The sequence below is a fragment of the Chitinophagales bacterium genome (genome assembly GCA_020636495.1).
GTDB lineage: Bacteria > Bacteroidota > Bacteroidia > Chitinophagales > Chitinophagaceae > UBA5543.
The window spans coordinates 723983-740157 of sequence record JACJXQ010000008.1; the positions used below are offsets into that span (position 1 = coordinate 723983).

A 16175-nucleotide genomic window follows, 5' to 3' on the forward strand; every position below is an offset into this window, starting at 1 on the left:
GGTTTCGGGCACCTTTTTGCCTTCAACCTTAATCTGTGAATCCTGTTTATCACCTTTCGGGATTATGGATAATGTTACTGTTATAGGAGGCGGATTTTCAGGTTTAGCTGCGGCATGTTATGTGGCAAAAGCAGGGGCTAAAGTGTCTTTGTATGAGAAGAATGCAACTATAGGCGGCAGGGCCAGGCATTACACCGATGAGGGTTTTATGTTCGACATGGGGCCCAGCTGGTATTGGATGCCGGATGTATTTGAACGTTTCTTTGCAGACTTTGGCAAACAGGTGTCCGACTACTATGAGCTTGTACAGCTTGATCCGGGTTTCCAGGTGTTTTTTAAAGAAGGTGAGCCGCTAACTGTTCCGGCAAATAAAGAAGAACTGTACAACGTATTTGAAGAAATAGAACCGGGTTGTTCCGCGCGTCTTACCGCATTTCTTAATGACGCGGACTATAAATACAAAGTAGGTATGACAGACCTGGTATATAAGCCCGGGCTGTCTGTAACGGAGTATATCAACTATGATGTGCTGAAGGGTATTATGGGTGCGCACCTGTTCAAGTCGGTCAGCAGTCATGTGCGTACCTATTTCAAAGACCCGCGGTTGATGCAACTGATGGAGTTTCCGATACTCTTCCTTGGTGCTATGGCCAAAGATATTCCCGCTCTCTATACTTTGATGAACCATGCGGCACTTACACAAGGCACATGGTATCCTATGGGTGGTATGAGTAAGATCGTAATGGCAATGGAAGATCTGGCGCGCTCGCTGGGGGTGGAGATACATACCAGTAGTCCGGTAAACGAAATAAATGTCATTGATGGTAAAGTTCGGGGTATCACTACCTCTGATGGTTTCAGAAAGACTGATGCTGTAATAGCATCAGGAGACTATCACTACGTAGAACAGCACATGCTGGAAGAACAATACCGGAATTATGACGAAAAATATTGGGATAAAAAAACTTTCGCCCCTTCGTGCCTGATATACTATGTAGGCGTTAATAAAAAGGTCAAGAAACTTCAGCATCACAACTTGTTTTTCGACGCAGACTTTGAGCAACATTCGAAAGATATATATAAAAATCCTGATTGGCCGCAAGATCCGTTATTCTATGTTTGCTGCCCTTCAAAGACCGATGATAGCGTAGCACCTGAGGGGCAGGAGAACCTGTTCATACTTATACCCATTGCACCGGGCATAGAAGATACGCCCGAAATGAGAGAAAAATATTTCCCGGAAGTAGTTAAAAGAATAGAAAAACATTGCAGCGATAACATTGCTGAACATGTAGTGTATAAAAAAAGCTACTGCCTCAAGGATTTCATGCAGGATTATCATGCATATAAGGGCAATGCATACGGGCTGGCCAATACACTGCGACAGACAGCAATATTAAAACCATCATTAAGAAATAAAAAAGTACCCAACCTGTTGTATACAGGCCAGTTAACCGTGCCTGGTCCCGGCGTGCCGCCGGCTTTAATATCCGGCAAACTGGCAGCGACAGAAGCGCTTAAAACACTCAAAAAGAAACCTTATGAAGCAGTTGTTCGATAACATATCAGACACCACAAGCAGGATAACGACCAAGGCGTATAGTAATAGCTTTTCGTTAGGTATTCTTTGCCTCGGCAAACGCTTGCGCCAGCCTATCTATAACATTTACGGTTTTGTGCGCTTTGCCGATGAGATAGTAGATACTTTTCATGATTACGACAAGGAGGCGCTGCTTCGTGAATTCAGGGAAGATACTGTTAAAGCAATTGAACGGGGTATCAGTATTAATCCTGTGTTGAACAGTTTTCAGAAGGTGGTGCACGACTATAATATTGAATGGGAGCTGATAGACTGTTTCCTGAATAGTATGGAGATGGATCTGGACCAGTCGGCACACAACAGGATGAGCTACGATGAGTACATTCTTGGTTCAGCAGAAGTGGTTGGACTTATGTGCCTGCGTGTGTTTACAGAAGGAGATGAAACACTGTACCAAAAACTGAAACCGGCAGCAATGAGACTGGGAGCAGCCCTGCAGAAAGTCAACTTCCTGCGTGATATTAAAGACGATTATGAAGCACTGGGCAGGACATATTTCCCGGGTGTGAACATGAGTAACTTCTCTATGCAGGACAAACTGCACATAGAAAATGAGATAGAACAGGATTTTAATGTTGCTTTAGAGGGTATCAAACAACTGCCTGACAGTTCTCGTTTTGGTGTCTATGTGGCCTTTGTATATTATAAGCAACTGTTCCTTAAGATACGTTCCCTGCCGTCGCACAGCATTATGCAGCAGCGTATACGTATACCTAATTATGCTAAGCTTGCGTTATTATTTACTTCTTATTTCAAACATAGTCTGCACCTGGTATGATGACAGCCATTTACATATTAACTACCATTACCGCAGCTATAAGCATGGAAGGAGTAGCCTGGCTGGCGCACAAATACCTGATGCACGGCGCACTGTGGAACTTGCACGAAGACCACCATACCAAGACCTCAGACTCTTTTTTCGAAAAAAACGATTATTTCTTTCTCATTTTCGCGCTTCCGGGAATAGCGCTTATGGCAATAGGAACTTTTGCACCGCCACTCAGGATATTGTTGTTTGCAGGGATAGGTATTACTATTTATGGGTTCACCTACTTTTTTGTACATGATATTTTTATCCACCAGCGTTTCAAATGGCTGAAACATACGGATAATTTTTACCTGCGCGCAATACGACGTGCGCACAAGATGCATCATAAACATTTGGGCAAAGAACAAGGAGAGTGTTTTGGTATGTTATGGGTGCCGGTGAAATATTTTAAAGAAGAGCTAAACAGGAAAAGAAGTGCCTGATAAAAATTACACATATCTGCTGATAGATCTGCTGTGCATTATTGTGCCGCTGGTAGCTTCTTTCCATCCACGCTCACCTTTTTACAGGCAGTGGAAATACTACCTGCCCGCCAACCTCCTCGTCTCAGCCTTGTTCCTGGCATGGGACGCTATCTTTACCGATATGGGTATCTGGGGCTTCAACCCCGACTATATAACCGGCATTAAATTGTACAACCTGCCCATCGAGGAGGTGCTGTTCTTCATCTGCATTCCCTATGCATGTACTTACACCTACTATGTATTCGCATCATATGTCAAAACATCTTTCCCGCTGCTTGCTGCGTTGTTGTCATATGTGCTTGCTGCCGCCCTTAGTGTTACAGCGTTGTTATATATTGACAGGTTATACTCTTCAGTAACATTCTTCCTGCTTAGTGCTTTGCTGGTGGGTATGGCGCGTCGTTCCACCCTCTGGCTCGACAGGTTTTTCGTGGTATATGCCATCATGTTGGTACCTTTTTTTATATCCAATGGCATACTCACAGGCAGTACCCTCGATATCCCTATAGTATGGTACAATAATGCGCATAATCTGAATTTTCGGATATTTACAATCCCGTTAGAGGATTGTTTTTATGCCATGTTGCTGCTCTTGCTCAATATCGGTGGATATGAATGGATAAAAGAGCGGTTTGCTAAACAAATGACAGGCAGTTATGACACACATAAAAACTACACTTTAAAACAGGTAAAATGAACAGTGCAGAACAGGAAAAAGTAATACTGGTGAACGAGCAGGACGAATGGATGGGCCTGGCCGATAAGATGCAGGCACATAAAGACGGGCTATTGCACAGAGCTTTCTCAGTATTCGTCTTCAACAGTAACAACGAGTTGCTGATACAGCAACGTGCTGACCACAAATACCATTCTCCGGGCTTATGGAGTAACACATGTTGCTCGCACCCCCGTAAGGGAGAAAGCACATATGCTGCCGCACACCGCAGGCTGAAAGAAGAGCTGGGTTTTGATTGTGATATAGAAAAAGCCTTTGCCTTCCGATACAAAGCTGATGTAGGCAATGGCCTCATCGAGAACGAGTACGACCATATATACACAGGTTACACAGACAAGGTGCCGAACATAAACCCGGACGAAGTGAAGGATTATGAGTTTGTGCCTGTAAATACATTACTGCAACGTGTAGAGGAAGACCCACAATCCTACACGGCCTGGCTTAAATTAGCCTTACCTCTTTTTATGGCTCATGCAGAAGAGCGCGCAGGAACTGCAGCATAAAAAGCTGTAATATTGTAACATGGAAAAGACAATGATAACCATAGATGCAACTGTTGCGGCAGACATAGCAACAGCATGGGATACTTATACTGATCCCGAACACATCACGAAATGGAATTTCGCTTCAGACGACTGGTGTTGTCCTTCAGCATCGAACGACCTGCGCCCCGGTGGTCAATACACCGCACGTATGGAGGCTAAGGATGGCAGCTTCGGTTTCGACTTTGGAGGTGTATACGACGATGTGAATGAGCACCGCGACCTCAGCTATACCTTAGGCGATGGCCGAAAGGTGAAAACAACCTTCGAAGACAAGGGTGGCAAAACATTGGTGACCACCATGTTCGACCCCGAGCAGGTGAACCCTGTAGAAATGCAGCAGGGCGGCTGGCAGGCCATACTCAACAATTATGTAAAGTATACTGAAAGTTTGTAGCTCGACTGAAAAGATATTAAATGAAAAGCCACCTCTACAAGGTGGCTTTTCATTTAATGATTTATTAGTTTTTGGGTAGGAATTGCCCCGGGTAAATTTTAAATGGATTATAATCATTGAGAATGTTACGCACATTAATATTTAATGTATATTTATATAAATGATAACCTATGAAACAGATTCTGTTACTCCTGTTTTGTTTTAGCATCATAAAAGCACACGCAACCACTAATGTAAGTGGCATTATTTCAACCAATACAACATGGACCAAAGCCAATAGCCCCTATATTGTGGATGGAGACCTTTCTGTTGACTCAAACGTTACACTTGTCATACAGCCGGGCGTTACCGTTTTGGTGGATAGTGGCAAGTTCTTTTATGTAGATGGTAAGCTCATAGCTGAGGGTAATACTACCGACAGCATTTATTTTCTTGCGCATAAAATAAACGACCCTTTATATTACGCACAGTGGCGTGGTATCACACTCAGGTTAAAAGGCATCCATGATACGAGCAGCTTTAAGTATTGCAGGTTTGAATATGCGCTATATGCTATCTACTCTGAAGGGCCGAGTTTAAATGTCAGTCAATCTGTATTTAAGCATAATAGTGTCGCAGTTGAAACTCATGTTTTTGCCCCGGCTGTTGATTGCTATTTTAATATCAATAACTGCCTGGTAACAGAGAATGGCAAAGGGCTGTATAATTTTAGCAGGTATGCCACAGGAGCACTTACAAACTGTATTATATCGGACAATATTGTTGGTTGCGAGGATGAAAGTTATAAAGGGTTGACTGTACAAAATAATGAATTTAATTACAATGAAACGGGCCTCAGTCTGTCTGATTATGAGCAAAGTCCTGATGTCAGGTGGAATACTTTTAAAGGGAACTCCTACGCCGGGCTCACTTTCCGCAATTCACCCACCAACATTTCAGGCTTTTCCAGAACTAAGAATGCACCTATTTCTAATAACCTGTTTATATACAACACCCGGGGTTTACAGATATGGGATTTAGACCTATGCACTATATCAGGTAATACAATTGCCTACAACGATATCGGTATCGACCGGAATAGCGGTGCATCTAATACGCCAAGTTATCCCGACAGTCTTGTGATTACCAATAATTGCCTTACAAATAACTTGTCATACAATTTCAAAGAGAATTATACAGCTGATTTTACACTGAAGTATAATTGGTGGGGTACCACCTCTATTCCGGGTATAGACTCTTCTATTTATGATTATTATGATAACTTCTCGTCCGGCAAGATCACTTATATGCCGATACTTACCAGCGATACAGGTTGCCAGTTGGTTACACCACCACCACTATGCGCACAGTTAGATTCAGTAGTGGCAAAGGCTACTTCCCCTACTACCGCAACGGTTAACTGGCCTGCTGTGCCGGGCGCATTAGGCTACGAGTATTACGTAGAACTCATCCAGTCAACTCCGCCAACAAAAGGAACAGTAACTACATCTAATATATTAAGCCTGACTGGACTTGTTCCGGGATCAACATACAAGATATGTGCACGTACAAAGTGCGCGGCCGCACCATTTATATATACCTGGGTATGCGATACCATACAGGTGCCTACTGCTATTAATACCGTAGATATTGAAAGCCCGGTTACCATTTATCCCAATCCGAGCAACGGTTCATTCACTATTGATCTGCCAACGAAAGAAGTGGCCAACATAGTGGTCACAGGCCTGGACGGCAGAGTGGTGTACAATGACACGAAAGAAGGTAGTAACAAAATATCAGTTCGTATGATTGATCATGTTGCGGGTATATACCTGGTACACATCACACAAGGGCAGAATATCTACCGTACCAGGATAACCATAGAGGAATAAACCAACATGACAATAGAGCAGCAGATAAAAGATAATATTGAAAGCCAGCCTGAACCTAAGCGTGGTGATATGAAGGAGTTGCACGACCGCATACTCAAAGTGCTGCCTGGCTGTAAGTTGTGGTTCGATACAGGTAAGAACGACAAGAATGAAACGGTCACCAACCCCACCATCGGGTATGGAGAACAGACGATAAAATATGCCGATGGAAAAACCAAAGAGTTCTTTCAGATAGGCATGTGTGCAAACGCTACTGGTATCTCGGTGTATATTCTGGGTATTGAAGATAAGGCACTACTGGCCCGTGAATACGGGCCAAAGATCGGTAAGGCAAAAGTGACGGGGTATTGCATCCGCTTCCGTAAGCTGAAGGATATAGATGTATCCGCACTGGAAGCAGCTATACGATACGGTGCTGAGGTTTCAAATAAATGAGAATGACAATTGGGTAGAATTGCAGTTATCTGACACGGAAGCAACATACCTACCTTTTTATGATCAAACGTTGTTTATATATGGTCTCATCCGATCTGAGTTCAACTATAAATATCCCGTCGGGTAGTGCAGAGATGTTGATCTTCTGCAGGTTCCCGACTATTTCCTCATTTTTCACTTCACGACCCAAAATGTTATAAATATTCAGGCTCAGTTTTGTTGTAGTTAGGCCGGTAGTGTTCAGAGTAATATCATCTCCGGCAGGGTTAGGATATATTTGCCATGTGTTGATATTGTCAACGGATGATATGTCTGTAAAAAGTTGTTTGTTTGATGTGTCAGATACGCACCCTGATCTTGTTACTATACAATAGTATTCATCGTTTGTCGTAGCATAATAAGTATTGGAAGTGGCACCCGCTATTATGCCTCCTGAATTATACCACTGGTTACCTGTCGGAGCATTTGATGTAAGCATGTTACCTGAAATTGAAATAACAGGTGTTATTGGCTTGGCATTAACGGTAATGTTAAAAGTAGAATAACCTCCGGCCCCGTAGTTATTCACACCTCTTACTATGATATTGCCCGACGTGGCACTTGTACCGAAGTTTACTTTAATAGTATTGGTATTGCTACTACCTGTTACACCCGCCGGAAGTTCCCATATATATGACGAGGCATTAGGAATAGCAGGTACTGTATAGCTGACAGAATCTGTGCCTGAACAAACGGTTGCCGCACCCGTTATCTTTCCACTGCAACCGGGTACATGATTTTTTACGACTCTGTAAAGCAGGTAAGTAACTGCTTCCATGCCTGAAGGGTAACAATTAGTAAGTCCGCATACCGATACATGCAGGCAGGAGTCATAGATCATTTTGCTACGGTATCCCCATGTGCTGCCTCCATGTCCCCAGTAGGTAAGTCCCTGTGTGGTCTCGCGGCTGAATCCAAGCCCGTATTGATATGTTGGAGATCCGGTAGGCAAAAAATCAGTCAATTCATTTAAGGATGATTGATTGATGATCTGCCCGTCAAAAAGTGCTGTATACCATTGTACCATTTCTGACCCTGTAGAAAATAAAGCTCCCGCACACCCTCCTGCCGTATTTAATCCTACACGTGATGTATCGTTATAGTCAATATTATTCCACCATCGGTGTGCTATTGTTCCGTTGGTAGCCTCTTCTACGTCATAAAAACTGCTGTCCATATTCAATGGTGTCAGAATGCTGTCACGTATCAGCTTTGAGATCTGATAGCCGGTTGCATTTTTTGCTATCATACCTGCCAGTATATAGTTGACGTTTGAATATCCATAAGATGTACCTGCCTGAAACATCGGCGGCCCCAGCCAACTTAATACTTCTGTAGGTGTAAATACTCTTGTAGGATGGTCATTGATAGTGTCCATCCAGGGAGCAACAAAAATGGGATCTGAAACTCCGCTGGTATGATTGAGCAACTGCCTTATAGTAATATTCGGATTGACATTGGTATATGTGGGTAACCATTTACTTAGCGAATCATCCAGGCTAATGATCTTATTTTCTGCCAGTTTCAGCATAACGGTAGCTACAAAAAGTTTGGTATTGCTGGCTATGCCCATCCTCATATCTTTTGTTACCGGGCTACCGGAGTAGGAGTTGCCGATTACACCATTCCAAATACCTTGCCCCGGTACATATACGCTTGCCGACATGCCTTTGATATTAGATATCTGTCCAACATAGGTATTCAAAGTATCCTGCAACATTGTAGCCAGTGTGGTATTGAACTGTTGTGCTTGTGTTCCCGACACGGACACACAGAGTAGAAAAGCGAAGAGACACTTTTTCATTATCTTTTTTTGCAGAGATTTAAGTGCTGCATCCGCACATTTTTTCAGGTAAGCACATTCTTATCGTAGGTTGTGTATATCCATCTGAAATTAGTAAGGCAAACCATATATAATATTACTAAATAAATATTATACATGCTTATATGTTTTTAGGAGTACAGCCTGCGTTATGTTTCCCTTTTTATTACCGGTGTTCTTCACCAATTAATACTGTATTATACCCTGAACATATATTCCGTAAATTGCCGTATGCGCTGCTCCGTATTGATGTTTATACTATTGTTTCTTTCTCCTTCTATTTATGGGCAGAAGTATACTTTGCGATATGTAGATACCAAAACCGACGCGTCTTTTCGCGGCTTGTCAGTAGCCGGCGATAATTCGGTTTGGGTTAGCGGCAGCAAAGGCTGGATAGGGCGCAGTATAGATGGCGGTAACAACTGGTCATTTCAACAGGTACCGGGTTATGAACATTGCGACTTCCGCACATTATACGCCTTCAATGCCAACAACGCTGTAATTGCTAATGCGGGTAGCCCCGCTTATATACTACACACGGCTGATGGAGGCACCACATGGCAGAAGGTATATGAGAACAACGACAGCGCAGCTTTTATAGATGGCGTAGATTTCTGGGATAAGAAGCATGGACTGATACATGGCGACCCGATAGGCGGGCGCATGTTATTGCTCTATACAAACGATGGTGGTAAGACATGGCAGGAACGTAAAGAAAAACAAAGGCCCGTAATGGCAGAAGGGGAGGCCTCTTTTGCTGCAAGTGGTACGGTCATCAGTTGTTTTCTGCATGGCGCAGTGGTTGTGGCGGTGGGTGGAAAAACATCCAGGCTGTTGTTCTCACGCAACCGTGGCAGGCATTGGCGTAGCATACCCACGCCTATGCTGGCAACCTCAGCAAGTACGGGCATATTCTCATTTATACATGGACGCAGCGTAGGTCACTGGCTCATAGCCGGAGGTGACTACCGTAACGATACTTTGAAAAAAGCTAATTTCTTCTATTCACTCAATAAAGGAGAGACTTGGCATGCACCCGTTACTACTACACGTGGCTACCGCGAATGCCTCGCCAATATAAGCGACAGGCAAAAAAGAGAAAGGCCGGTAGCAACCTTTGCAGTAGGCCCCTCTGGTATAGATATTTCTACCGATGACGGAGTGAATTGGGAACCATTATCAGATGATAAAGGCTTTCATGTTATTAAACCTTCCTACAATCAGGACAAGATGTTCCTGGCAGGGGCTAATGGCAGCCTGGCTGTGATGGAGATGAACTAGTAGTGTCTATATAGAAATTATTATCTTCATTTAGATGAAATTGTCTGTTTTAACGATTCTATATTCTTTGTTCTCAACAATTGGGATTGCTCAAGTAGTCGCGATTCAAAATGATATGGAAAAGAATTTAAGATTGTGTATTGGCAATCATATAACAGTTGCTGTAGAAGGGCTTGCCGCAACAGAGGTTTTATTAAGTACTAATAACGGAATCATTAAGCAGGATGAGTATCTTGGTATCGGCCATTATATCTATCATGCTAATGTTGCAGGCCCTGCAATGATCTACATAAAGAAAAAGGTAGGCAACACTGCTGAAAATATTGATAGTGTTGAATTTTATGTACGTAGAATGCCTGTTCTGCCTCCGAAATTTGCCGGTAAATCTTCAGGGGAAATGGATCATTCTGTCATTTTAGCACAACTCGGTATTATTGCTCCGGGGGATTTGCATGCTGATATGAGGTTTCCGGTTAGCAGTTATGTTATTGCTGTATACAGAAATGGCAAGCAAATTTTTAACAGAAAGGTTGAGGGTCCGAGAATTGACCAGGCAACCATTGATTTTTTTCATACGCTGAAAAATAATGACAAACTAATATTTGGTAATATTTACGTGAAAGATTGTGACGGAGAGTTACGTAAAACAGATTCTATCCACGTTATTGTGAAAAATGCAATGAATTATGAAAAGGTCAACATTGCAGATACTATATATGTAGAGGATCCGATTACAGGTGAGATTATTGAACAATATAGGGACAGTATTTGGCAGCAGAGAAGCAAACATAAATAGTAACAATGATAACCCTCAGTTCGGCATAGTCGCCTGCCTACGTCGCAAAGGACGCAAATCCCCCGATTTGCAAAAGACAAAAACAACACATTGGTCCGGGAATAAAATCTGTTGTTTATTCCAATCTGATGTGCAGCATGTTATTTCTTCAGTTCTTCTGCAAGTCCTATAAGCAGTCCTTCTACTCCGCGAATGTAGCAAAGCCTGTATATGTTCTCATACTCTACTACTTCACCAACCAACTCGGCGCCATGCCTGCTTAGCCTGGATAGCGTATCATCAAGATCTTCAACCGCAAACATGAGGCGCAGATAGCCCAGGGCGTTTACCGGTGCTGTGCGGTGATCTGAGATAGTAGCAGGGGTTAGAAATCTTGATAGCTCGATCCGGTTGTGGCCGTCAGGCGTCACCATCATAGCGATCTCTACATGCTGGTCGCCCAGCCCGGTAACTCTGCCAGACCATTCACCTTCGATCATGGTCCGCCCTTCCAGCTCCATGCCTAGTTCAGCGAAGAAGGAGATCGCCTTGTCGAGAGACTCAACAACGATACCCATATTGTGCATGACTAATGATCTGTTTCCTGCCATTTTAACTCATTTATGAATGAATATAATGATATCCGTTAAGTTGATGATCTTTCCGCCGCTGCAGGTGTTCTTCACCTGCAACACTCTGCGTTGATTTTAAATCAGTTAATGATCTCTCCCTTATTATCGTCCAGCCTCTTCCGCCATTTTTGCAATTCATCGGGTACTTGTTGCTGCCAATCGGTTACTTCTCCAACTATCTTCAGTGGTGCATCTGTCCTGTATGAGCGGGTAGGGTTGCCTGGAAATTTTTTGTTCGTAACATTCGGGTCGTTTTCAAACTCACCTGTCGGCTCCACTATATACACACGTTCACGTCCTTCACCTTTTGCCAGTGCAGCGGCAAGTCCTGCCCCGCCGTGCAGAGCCGTGAAATAGATATGGTTCATCATTATTTCCGACTGGTAATTAGACCTCCGTCCTGCCGTCAGCATATCACCCACTTGTAGGTCAGCCTTTGTGCCGTGATAGAATGGCCCCTCGTCTGTCGGTTGGCTGGGAAAGGTGGCAGCGGTTTCATAATGCTTTTGGGCTTTGTCGCTCTCTCCCAGTTCTTCATAGCATTGGGCAATGTTTGTGTGCAACCTTGGGAAGGCTCCTGTAACACCATCATCATTTACTTGTAGTGCATATTGTAATGCGGTTTCGTACCATTTCAGTTTGTCGGCTAATGCGTTTCGTTGCCGGGCTATATAATAAGCAGCCAGGTATTTTTCAAAGTCGTCTGTTGCTTCGTTCCATGCAGCAAGAAATAGTTTTACGGCGTCTTCGGGTTGGCCTTTTTCTTCCATATCCATGCCCCGGATGCAAAGTTTCACAACAGGATTGAACGGGCTGAATTCCATATGTATAAGTTGGTTTTGACTATCTACGTTCCATCAAAAGTACCCGCATCAGCCAAAGCAGAAAAACATTTGGCACTATATTTTTTCTGCGCAATAATCAGGGGTGTGGGTTCGTTCTATTACAAAATACGCTCTCTCTTACCCCCTGTTTTTTTATAAAAATAAATTTGCATAAATAAATTAAATATTGTATATTTGCTACTGTATTTAGTATTGTCTGGTATCAAGATTAGATACCAGGCTGAAAGACATATAAATAACCATGAACGACACAATAAGGCAACTCATAAGCCATATAACTAAAGATATTCTCCCGCTCAACAGCGGGATTTTTTATGAATTGTTAACAACGGAAAGATTCCGGTTTTACTTAACAAACCTTAACAAAATACAGCGAATCACGCTGATATTCAGTTGTTTAGTATTGTTGCCAATTGTTAGCTATTACCAATTTACTTAACAAAATTAGTCTCCCCTTTAGGGGGATAGGGGGAACTTAACGAACTTTACATCTTATGTTCAGATTACAAAGTCCATATCAGCCCGCCGGCGACCAGCCCACCGCCATTGCCGAATTGGTGAAGGGCATCAACGAAGGGGAGCAATTCCAGACCCTGCTCGGGGTAACGGGTAGCGGTAAGACCTTTACCATGGCCAATGTGATACAGGAAACGCAAAAGCCTACCCTGGTGCTGACGCATAACAAAACACTGGTGGCGCAGCTATACGGCGAGTTACGCCAGTTCTTCCCCGACAATGCGGTGGAATACTTTGTAAGCTATTACGATTACTATCAGCCGGAGGCCTATATTCCTACCAGCGATACTTATATCGAAAAGGACCTGTCGATAAACGAAGAGCTGGACAAGCTGCGCCTGCGTGCTACCAGCAACCTGCTCAGCGGCCGCCGTGACATTATTGTAGTGGCGTCCGTTTCCTGTATTTATGGTATGGGTAACCCAACCGAATATGCCAATGGTATCATCCGTTTCAAGCGGGGCGATAACATCGGGCGGAACGGCTTTTTGCACCACCTGGTGAGCGCGCAATACATGCGTAGCCAGGGCGATTTTACTAGAGGTACCTTCCGTGTAAAAGGCGACACGGTAGACATCAATCTGCCATATGTGGATTATGGTTACCGCATCACCTTCTTTGGCGACGAGGTGGAAGAGATTGAGAGTTTTGAGCCGGACACTGGCAAGCGCATAGGCACTATGGACAATGCGGCGATATTCCCCGCTAACTTATACCTGGCACCTAAAGATATGATGGGGCAGATCATCCACGAGATACAGGATGAGATGATGGCCCAGCACGACTATTTTAAAACGATACACAAGCCGCTGGAGGCGCAACGTATCAAAGAGCGAGTAAGCTATGACCTGGAGATGATACAAGAGCTGGGTTTTTGTAATGGTATTGAGAACTACTCCCGTTTCCTGGACAGGCGTGAGCCGGGTACACGCCCCTTCTGCCTGCTGGACTATTTCCCTGATGATTTCCTGATGGTGATAGACGAGAGCCACGTGACCATACCGCAGATAAGTGGCATGTATGGTGGCGACCGCAGCCGTAAGCTGAACCTCGTAGATTTCGGTTTCCGCCTGCCCAGCGCGTTGGATAACCGCCCGCTTAACTTCCATGAGTTTGAAGGACTGCTGAACCAGGTAGTATTTGTAAGTGCCACGCCGGGCGATTATGAATTGCACCGCACTGGTGGCGTAGTGGTAGAGCAGGTGGTGCGTCCTACGGGATTGCTGGACCCGCCGATAGAGATACGCCCCAGTACGAACCAGATAGACGACCTGCTGGACGAGATAGACAAGCGCATTAAAAAAGGCGACCGTGTACTGGTTACCACGCTCACCAAACGTATGGCCGAGGAGATGGATAAATACCTGAAAAGAATAGATATCAAGAGTAAGTATATTCATAGTGAAGTTGATACGCTGGAGAGGGTAGAGATACTCCGCGAATTAAGGCTGGGTGGTATAGATGTGTTGGTTGGTGTTAACCTGCTCAGGGAGGGGCTCGACTTGCCGGAGGTATCACTCATGGCGATACTGGATGCAGACAAAGAGGGCTTTTTGCGTAACGAACGTTCGCTGACACAGATGGCGGGCCGTGCGGCACGTAATGCGGATGGCCTGGTTATATTCTATGCAGACCGTATGACGGATAGCATGCAACGCACCATAGATGAGACCGACCGCCGCAGGGAAAAACAGATCGCTTACAATACTGAACATGGCATCACCCCGATGACCATTAAGAAAAGTACGGACGAGGTATTCAAGCAAACATCCGTGTTGGACATTAAAGGTTATGATGAGGATAGTAAGTATGCCATACACGACGAGCTGGCACCTATGGCCGCCGAAGAAGAAGTGACCTACAAAACAGCGGCACAGTTGGAAAAACTCATCAACAAAACGAAAAAGGATATGGAGAAAGCCGCAAAAGAGTTGGACTTTATGGAAGCAGCCCGCCTCCGCGACAAAATGCTGGCTATGCAAAAAGAGTATGAAGGGATGAAATAAGTACCAACCATAGAACAATTATTATTGTCTGACCATAAAACACTAACTATGAAAAAACTACTTGCAGTTCTTATGTTATTACCCGGAGTCTCACTGGCACAGAAAAACGAGATCACATTCAGCACTGGTCTCAACTTTCAGCCAACCAGTGATTTCAGGGATATGGATAACGGAGACACTAGGGTCGCGCTCAGCTACCTGCGTACAATTGATAAATTGCAGGTAGGTGTGAGATTAGTGGCAGGTAGCGACTTTTTCATGTATGAATACATCACGCCGGAATTATTAGTAAATAAGAAATTCAACATTCTCCGTTCCTACTTGTATGCAGGTACAGCCGCCGGGTATTATCAGCGGAATGAAGGCATGTATGCGCCGAAGCAACACATGAGAGGATATACATTAGGCCTGCAGGGTGGAGCTGCGTTTTATCTCAGTAAACATTTTTCATTAACAACTGAAGTAGCAGTGCGCAGCACACAGTTCTGGTATAAAGTCTATGGCTTTTATCCGATGCTGACTAACCAACAAGGAATTACTGAATATTACCGGGCTGATAAGATAGAGAATGATTTTTTTGTTTCTTTTCCTGTGACCTTTGGGCTCAGGTATAGGTTTTAATGTATGGTAGCCAGCTCGTTAATATCCTTATTCTCTAAATGTAGTTTATCACTGTCATGCAAGGTTATATTGATCATCGCCAGTCCTACTTTTTCAGTATCAGTTACAGAACCGGAGCGCCTGAGCAGCGGGAAGAATGGACGCATGATATTATATATGGCATTGTACCATCCAGTTTTGGAGCGCACACCTTTTACGGGCAGTATGATACCCGGGCGAAACATATATGCCTTTCTGAAGGGCATCCTGAGCAGGGCGTTTTCGGTACGTCCTTTTATGCGGGCCCACATGGTTTTTCCGTCTTCGGTACTGTCTGTACCCGTACCGGATACGTAAATAAAGGTCATGCCGGGGTTGATGACTGTTTGGGCGAAATGCATGGTCAGGTCGTAAGTGATGCGGGTATATTCCTGCTCGCTAAGCCCGATAACCGAAACGCCCAGGCAGAAATAACAGGCATCATAACCCTGCAGCCTGTCTTTTATGGACGACAGGTCGTAAAAGTCCTTATGAATCAGTTCTTTGAGTTTCGGGTGGTTCATACCGATGCTGCTGCGGTTCACTACCAGCACTTCGGCTACCTCAGGATGGTCCAGGCACTCCAGCAATACGCCTTTGCCCACCATGCCTGTCGTTCCTGTTACTATGACTTTCAGCTTCATATATTAAAGGTACAGACATTATGCCATGAGAGATACACATTAAACAAACCCTTACCTGTTTAGAACAATACGCATAATAACTTATCTTGTAGCCATAAATAT

General features: G+C 44.0%; 16 protein-coding genes. 12 read left to right on the forward strand and 4 right to left on the reverse strand.

Features of this window, described 5'->3' with window-relative positions; translation table 11 throughout:
• Positions 1–64: 64 nt before the first annotated feature.
• The 8 genes from crtI to H6550_03340 all read left to right on the forward strand — a co-directional run bounded on the left by crtI (position 65) and on the right by H6550_03340 (position 6874).
• A complete protein-coding gene (gene crtI / locus H6550_03305) occupies positions 65–1561 on the forward strand; it encodes a phytoene desaturase (protein ID MCB9045149.1) in 1497 nt (498 codons plus the stop codon).
• The gene (locus tag H6550_03310; protein ID MCB9045150.1) at positions 1542–2378 is read left to right on the forward strand and encodes a phytoene/squalene synthase family protein; all 837 of its coding nucleotides are present in this window, start codon (positions 1542–1544) and stop codon (positions 2376–2378) included. Before crtI ends, H6550_03310 begins: the two co-directional genes overlap by 20 nt.
• Complete coding sequence (locus H6550_03315) at positions 2375–2851, forward strand: sterol desaturase family protein (GenBank protein MCB9045151.1); 477 nt, start codon at positions 2375–2377, stop codon at positions 2849–2851. Before H6550_03310 ends, H6550_03315 begins: the two co-directional genes overlap by 4 nt.
• On the forward strand, positions 2844–3590 hold the full coding sequence (locus H6550_03320) for a lycopene cyclase domain-containing protein (GenBank protein MCB9045152.1): 747 nt from the start codon (positions 2844–2846) through the stop codon (positions 3588–3590). The genes H6550_03315 and H6550_03320 overlap by 8 nt, the downstream gene beginning before the upstream one ends.
• Positions 3587–4132 (forward strand): isopentenyl-diphosphate Delta-isomerase, encoded by a 546-nt coding sequence (idi, locus tag H6550_03325; GenBank protein ID MCB9045153.1) that lies wholly within the window; start codon positions 3587–3589, stop codon positions 4130–4132. The genes H6550_03320 and idi overlap by 4 nt, the downstream gene beginning before the upstream one ends.
• A 19-nt stretch (positions 4133–4151) precedes the next feature.
• Positions 4152–4568 carry an SRPBCC domain-containing protein gene (locus H6550_03330; GenBank protein ID MCB9045154.1) on the forward strand — a complete coding sequence of 139 codons (417 nt, stop codon included), beginning with the start codon at positions 4152–4154 and terminating at the stop codon, positions 4566–4568.
• A gap of 170 nt (positions 4569–4738) precedes the next feature.
• On the forward strand, positions 4739–6439 hold the full coding sequence (locus H6550_03335) for a T9SS type A sorting domain-containing protein (protein ID MCB9045155.1): 1701 nt from the start codon (positions 4739–4741) through the stop codon (positions 6437–6439).
• Positions 6440–6445: 6 nt separating this feature from the next.
• Positions 6446–6874 (forward strand): DUF1801 domain-containing protein, encoded by a 429-nt coding sequence (locus tag H6550_03340; protein ID MCB9045156.1) that lies wholly within the window; start codon positions 6446–6448, stop codon positions 6872–6874.
• 49 nt (positions 6875–6923) lie between these two features.
• Here the strand turns inward: H6550_03340 and H6550_03345 are convergent, their stop codons facing one another.
• Entirely contained in the window at positions 6924–8717 is a 1794-nt protein-coding gene (locus H6550_03345; protein MCB9045157.1) for a serine hydrolase, read from the reverse strand.
• Positions 8718–8966: 249 nt separating this feature from the next.
• Here H6550_03345 and H6550_03350 point away from each other — a divergent pair, with 249 nt between their 5' ends.
• The gene (locus tag H6550_03350; GenBank protein MCB9045158.1) at positions 8967–10016 is read left to right on the forward strand and encodes an oxidoreductase; all 1050 of its coding nucleotides are present in this window, start codon (positions 8967–8969) and stop codon (positions 10014–10016) included.
• A 34-nt stretch (positions 10017–10050) separates the two neighbouring features.
• Positions 10051–10812 (forward strand): hypothetical protein, encoded by a 762-nt coding sequence (locus H6550_03355; protein MCB9045159.1) that lies wholly within the window; start codon positions 10051–10053, stop codon positions 10810–10812.
• A gap of 140 nt (positions 10813–10952) precedes the next feature.
• Here the strand turns inward: H6550_03355 and H6550_03360 are convergent, their stop codons facing one another.
• Both H6550_03360 and arr read right to left on the reverse strand, forming a co-directional pair.
• Positions 10953–11402 (reverse strand): VOC family protein, encoded by a 450-nt coding sequence (locus tag H6550_03360; protein MCB9045160.1) that lies wholly within the window; start codon positions 11400–11402, stop codon positions 10953–10955.
• A 101-nt stretch (positions 11403–11503) separates the two neighbouring features.
• Positions 11504–12247: an NAD(+)--rifampin ADP-ribosyltransferase gene (arr, locus tag H6550_03365; protein MCB9045161.1), complete on the reverse strand. Its 744-nt coding sequence runs from the start codon at positions 12245–12247 to the stop codon at positions 11504–11506.
• Positions 12248–12762: 515 nt separating this feature from the next.
• On the opposite strand from arr, the gene uvrB reads away from it, so the two are divergent.
• Both uvrB and H6550_03375 read left to right on the forward strand, forming a co-directional pair.
• Positions 12763–14790, forward strand: coding sequence for an excinuclease ABC subunit UvrB (gene uvrB / locus H6550_03370; protein MCB9045162.1), 2028 nt, complete (start codon positions 12763–12765; stop codon positions 14788–14790).
• Positions 14791–14838: 48 nt separating this feature from the next.
• Positions 14839–15411, forward strand: a complete 573-nt coding sequence (locus tag H6550_03375) for a hypothetical protein (GenBank protein MCB9045163.1) — start codon at positions 14839–14841, stop codon at positions 15409–15411.
• Here the strand turns inward: H6550_03375 and H6550_03380 are convergent.
• The gene (locus tag H6550_03380; protein ID MCB9045164.1) at positions 15408–16067 is read right to left on the reverse strand and encodes an NAD-dependent epimerase/dehydratase family protein; all 660 of its coding nucleotides are present in this window, start codon (positions 16065–16067) and stop codon (positions 15408–15410) included. The genes H6550_03375 and H6550_03380 overlap by 4 nt on opposite strands.
• Positions 16068–16175: the final 108 nt, after the last annotated feature.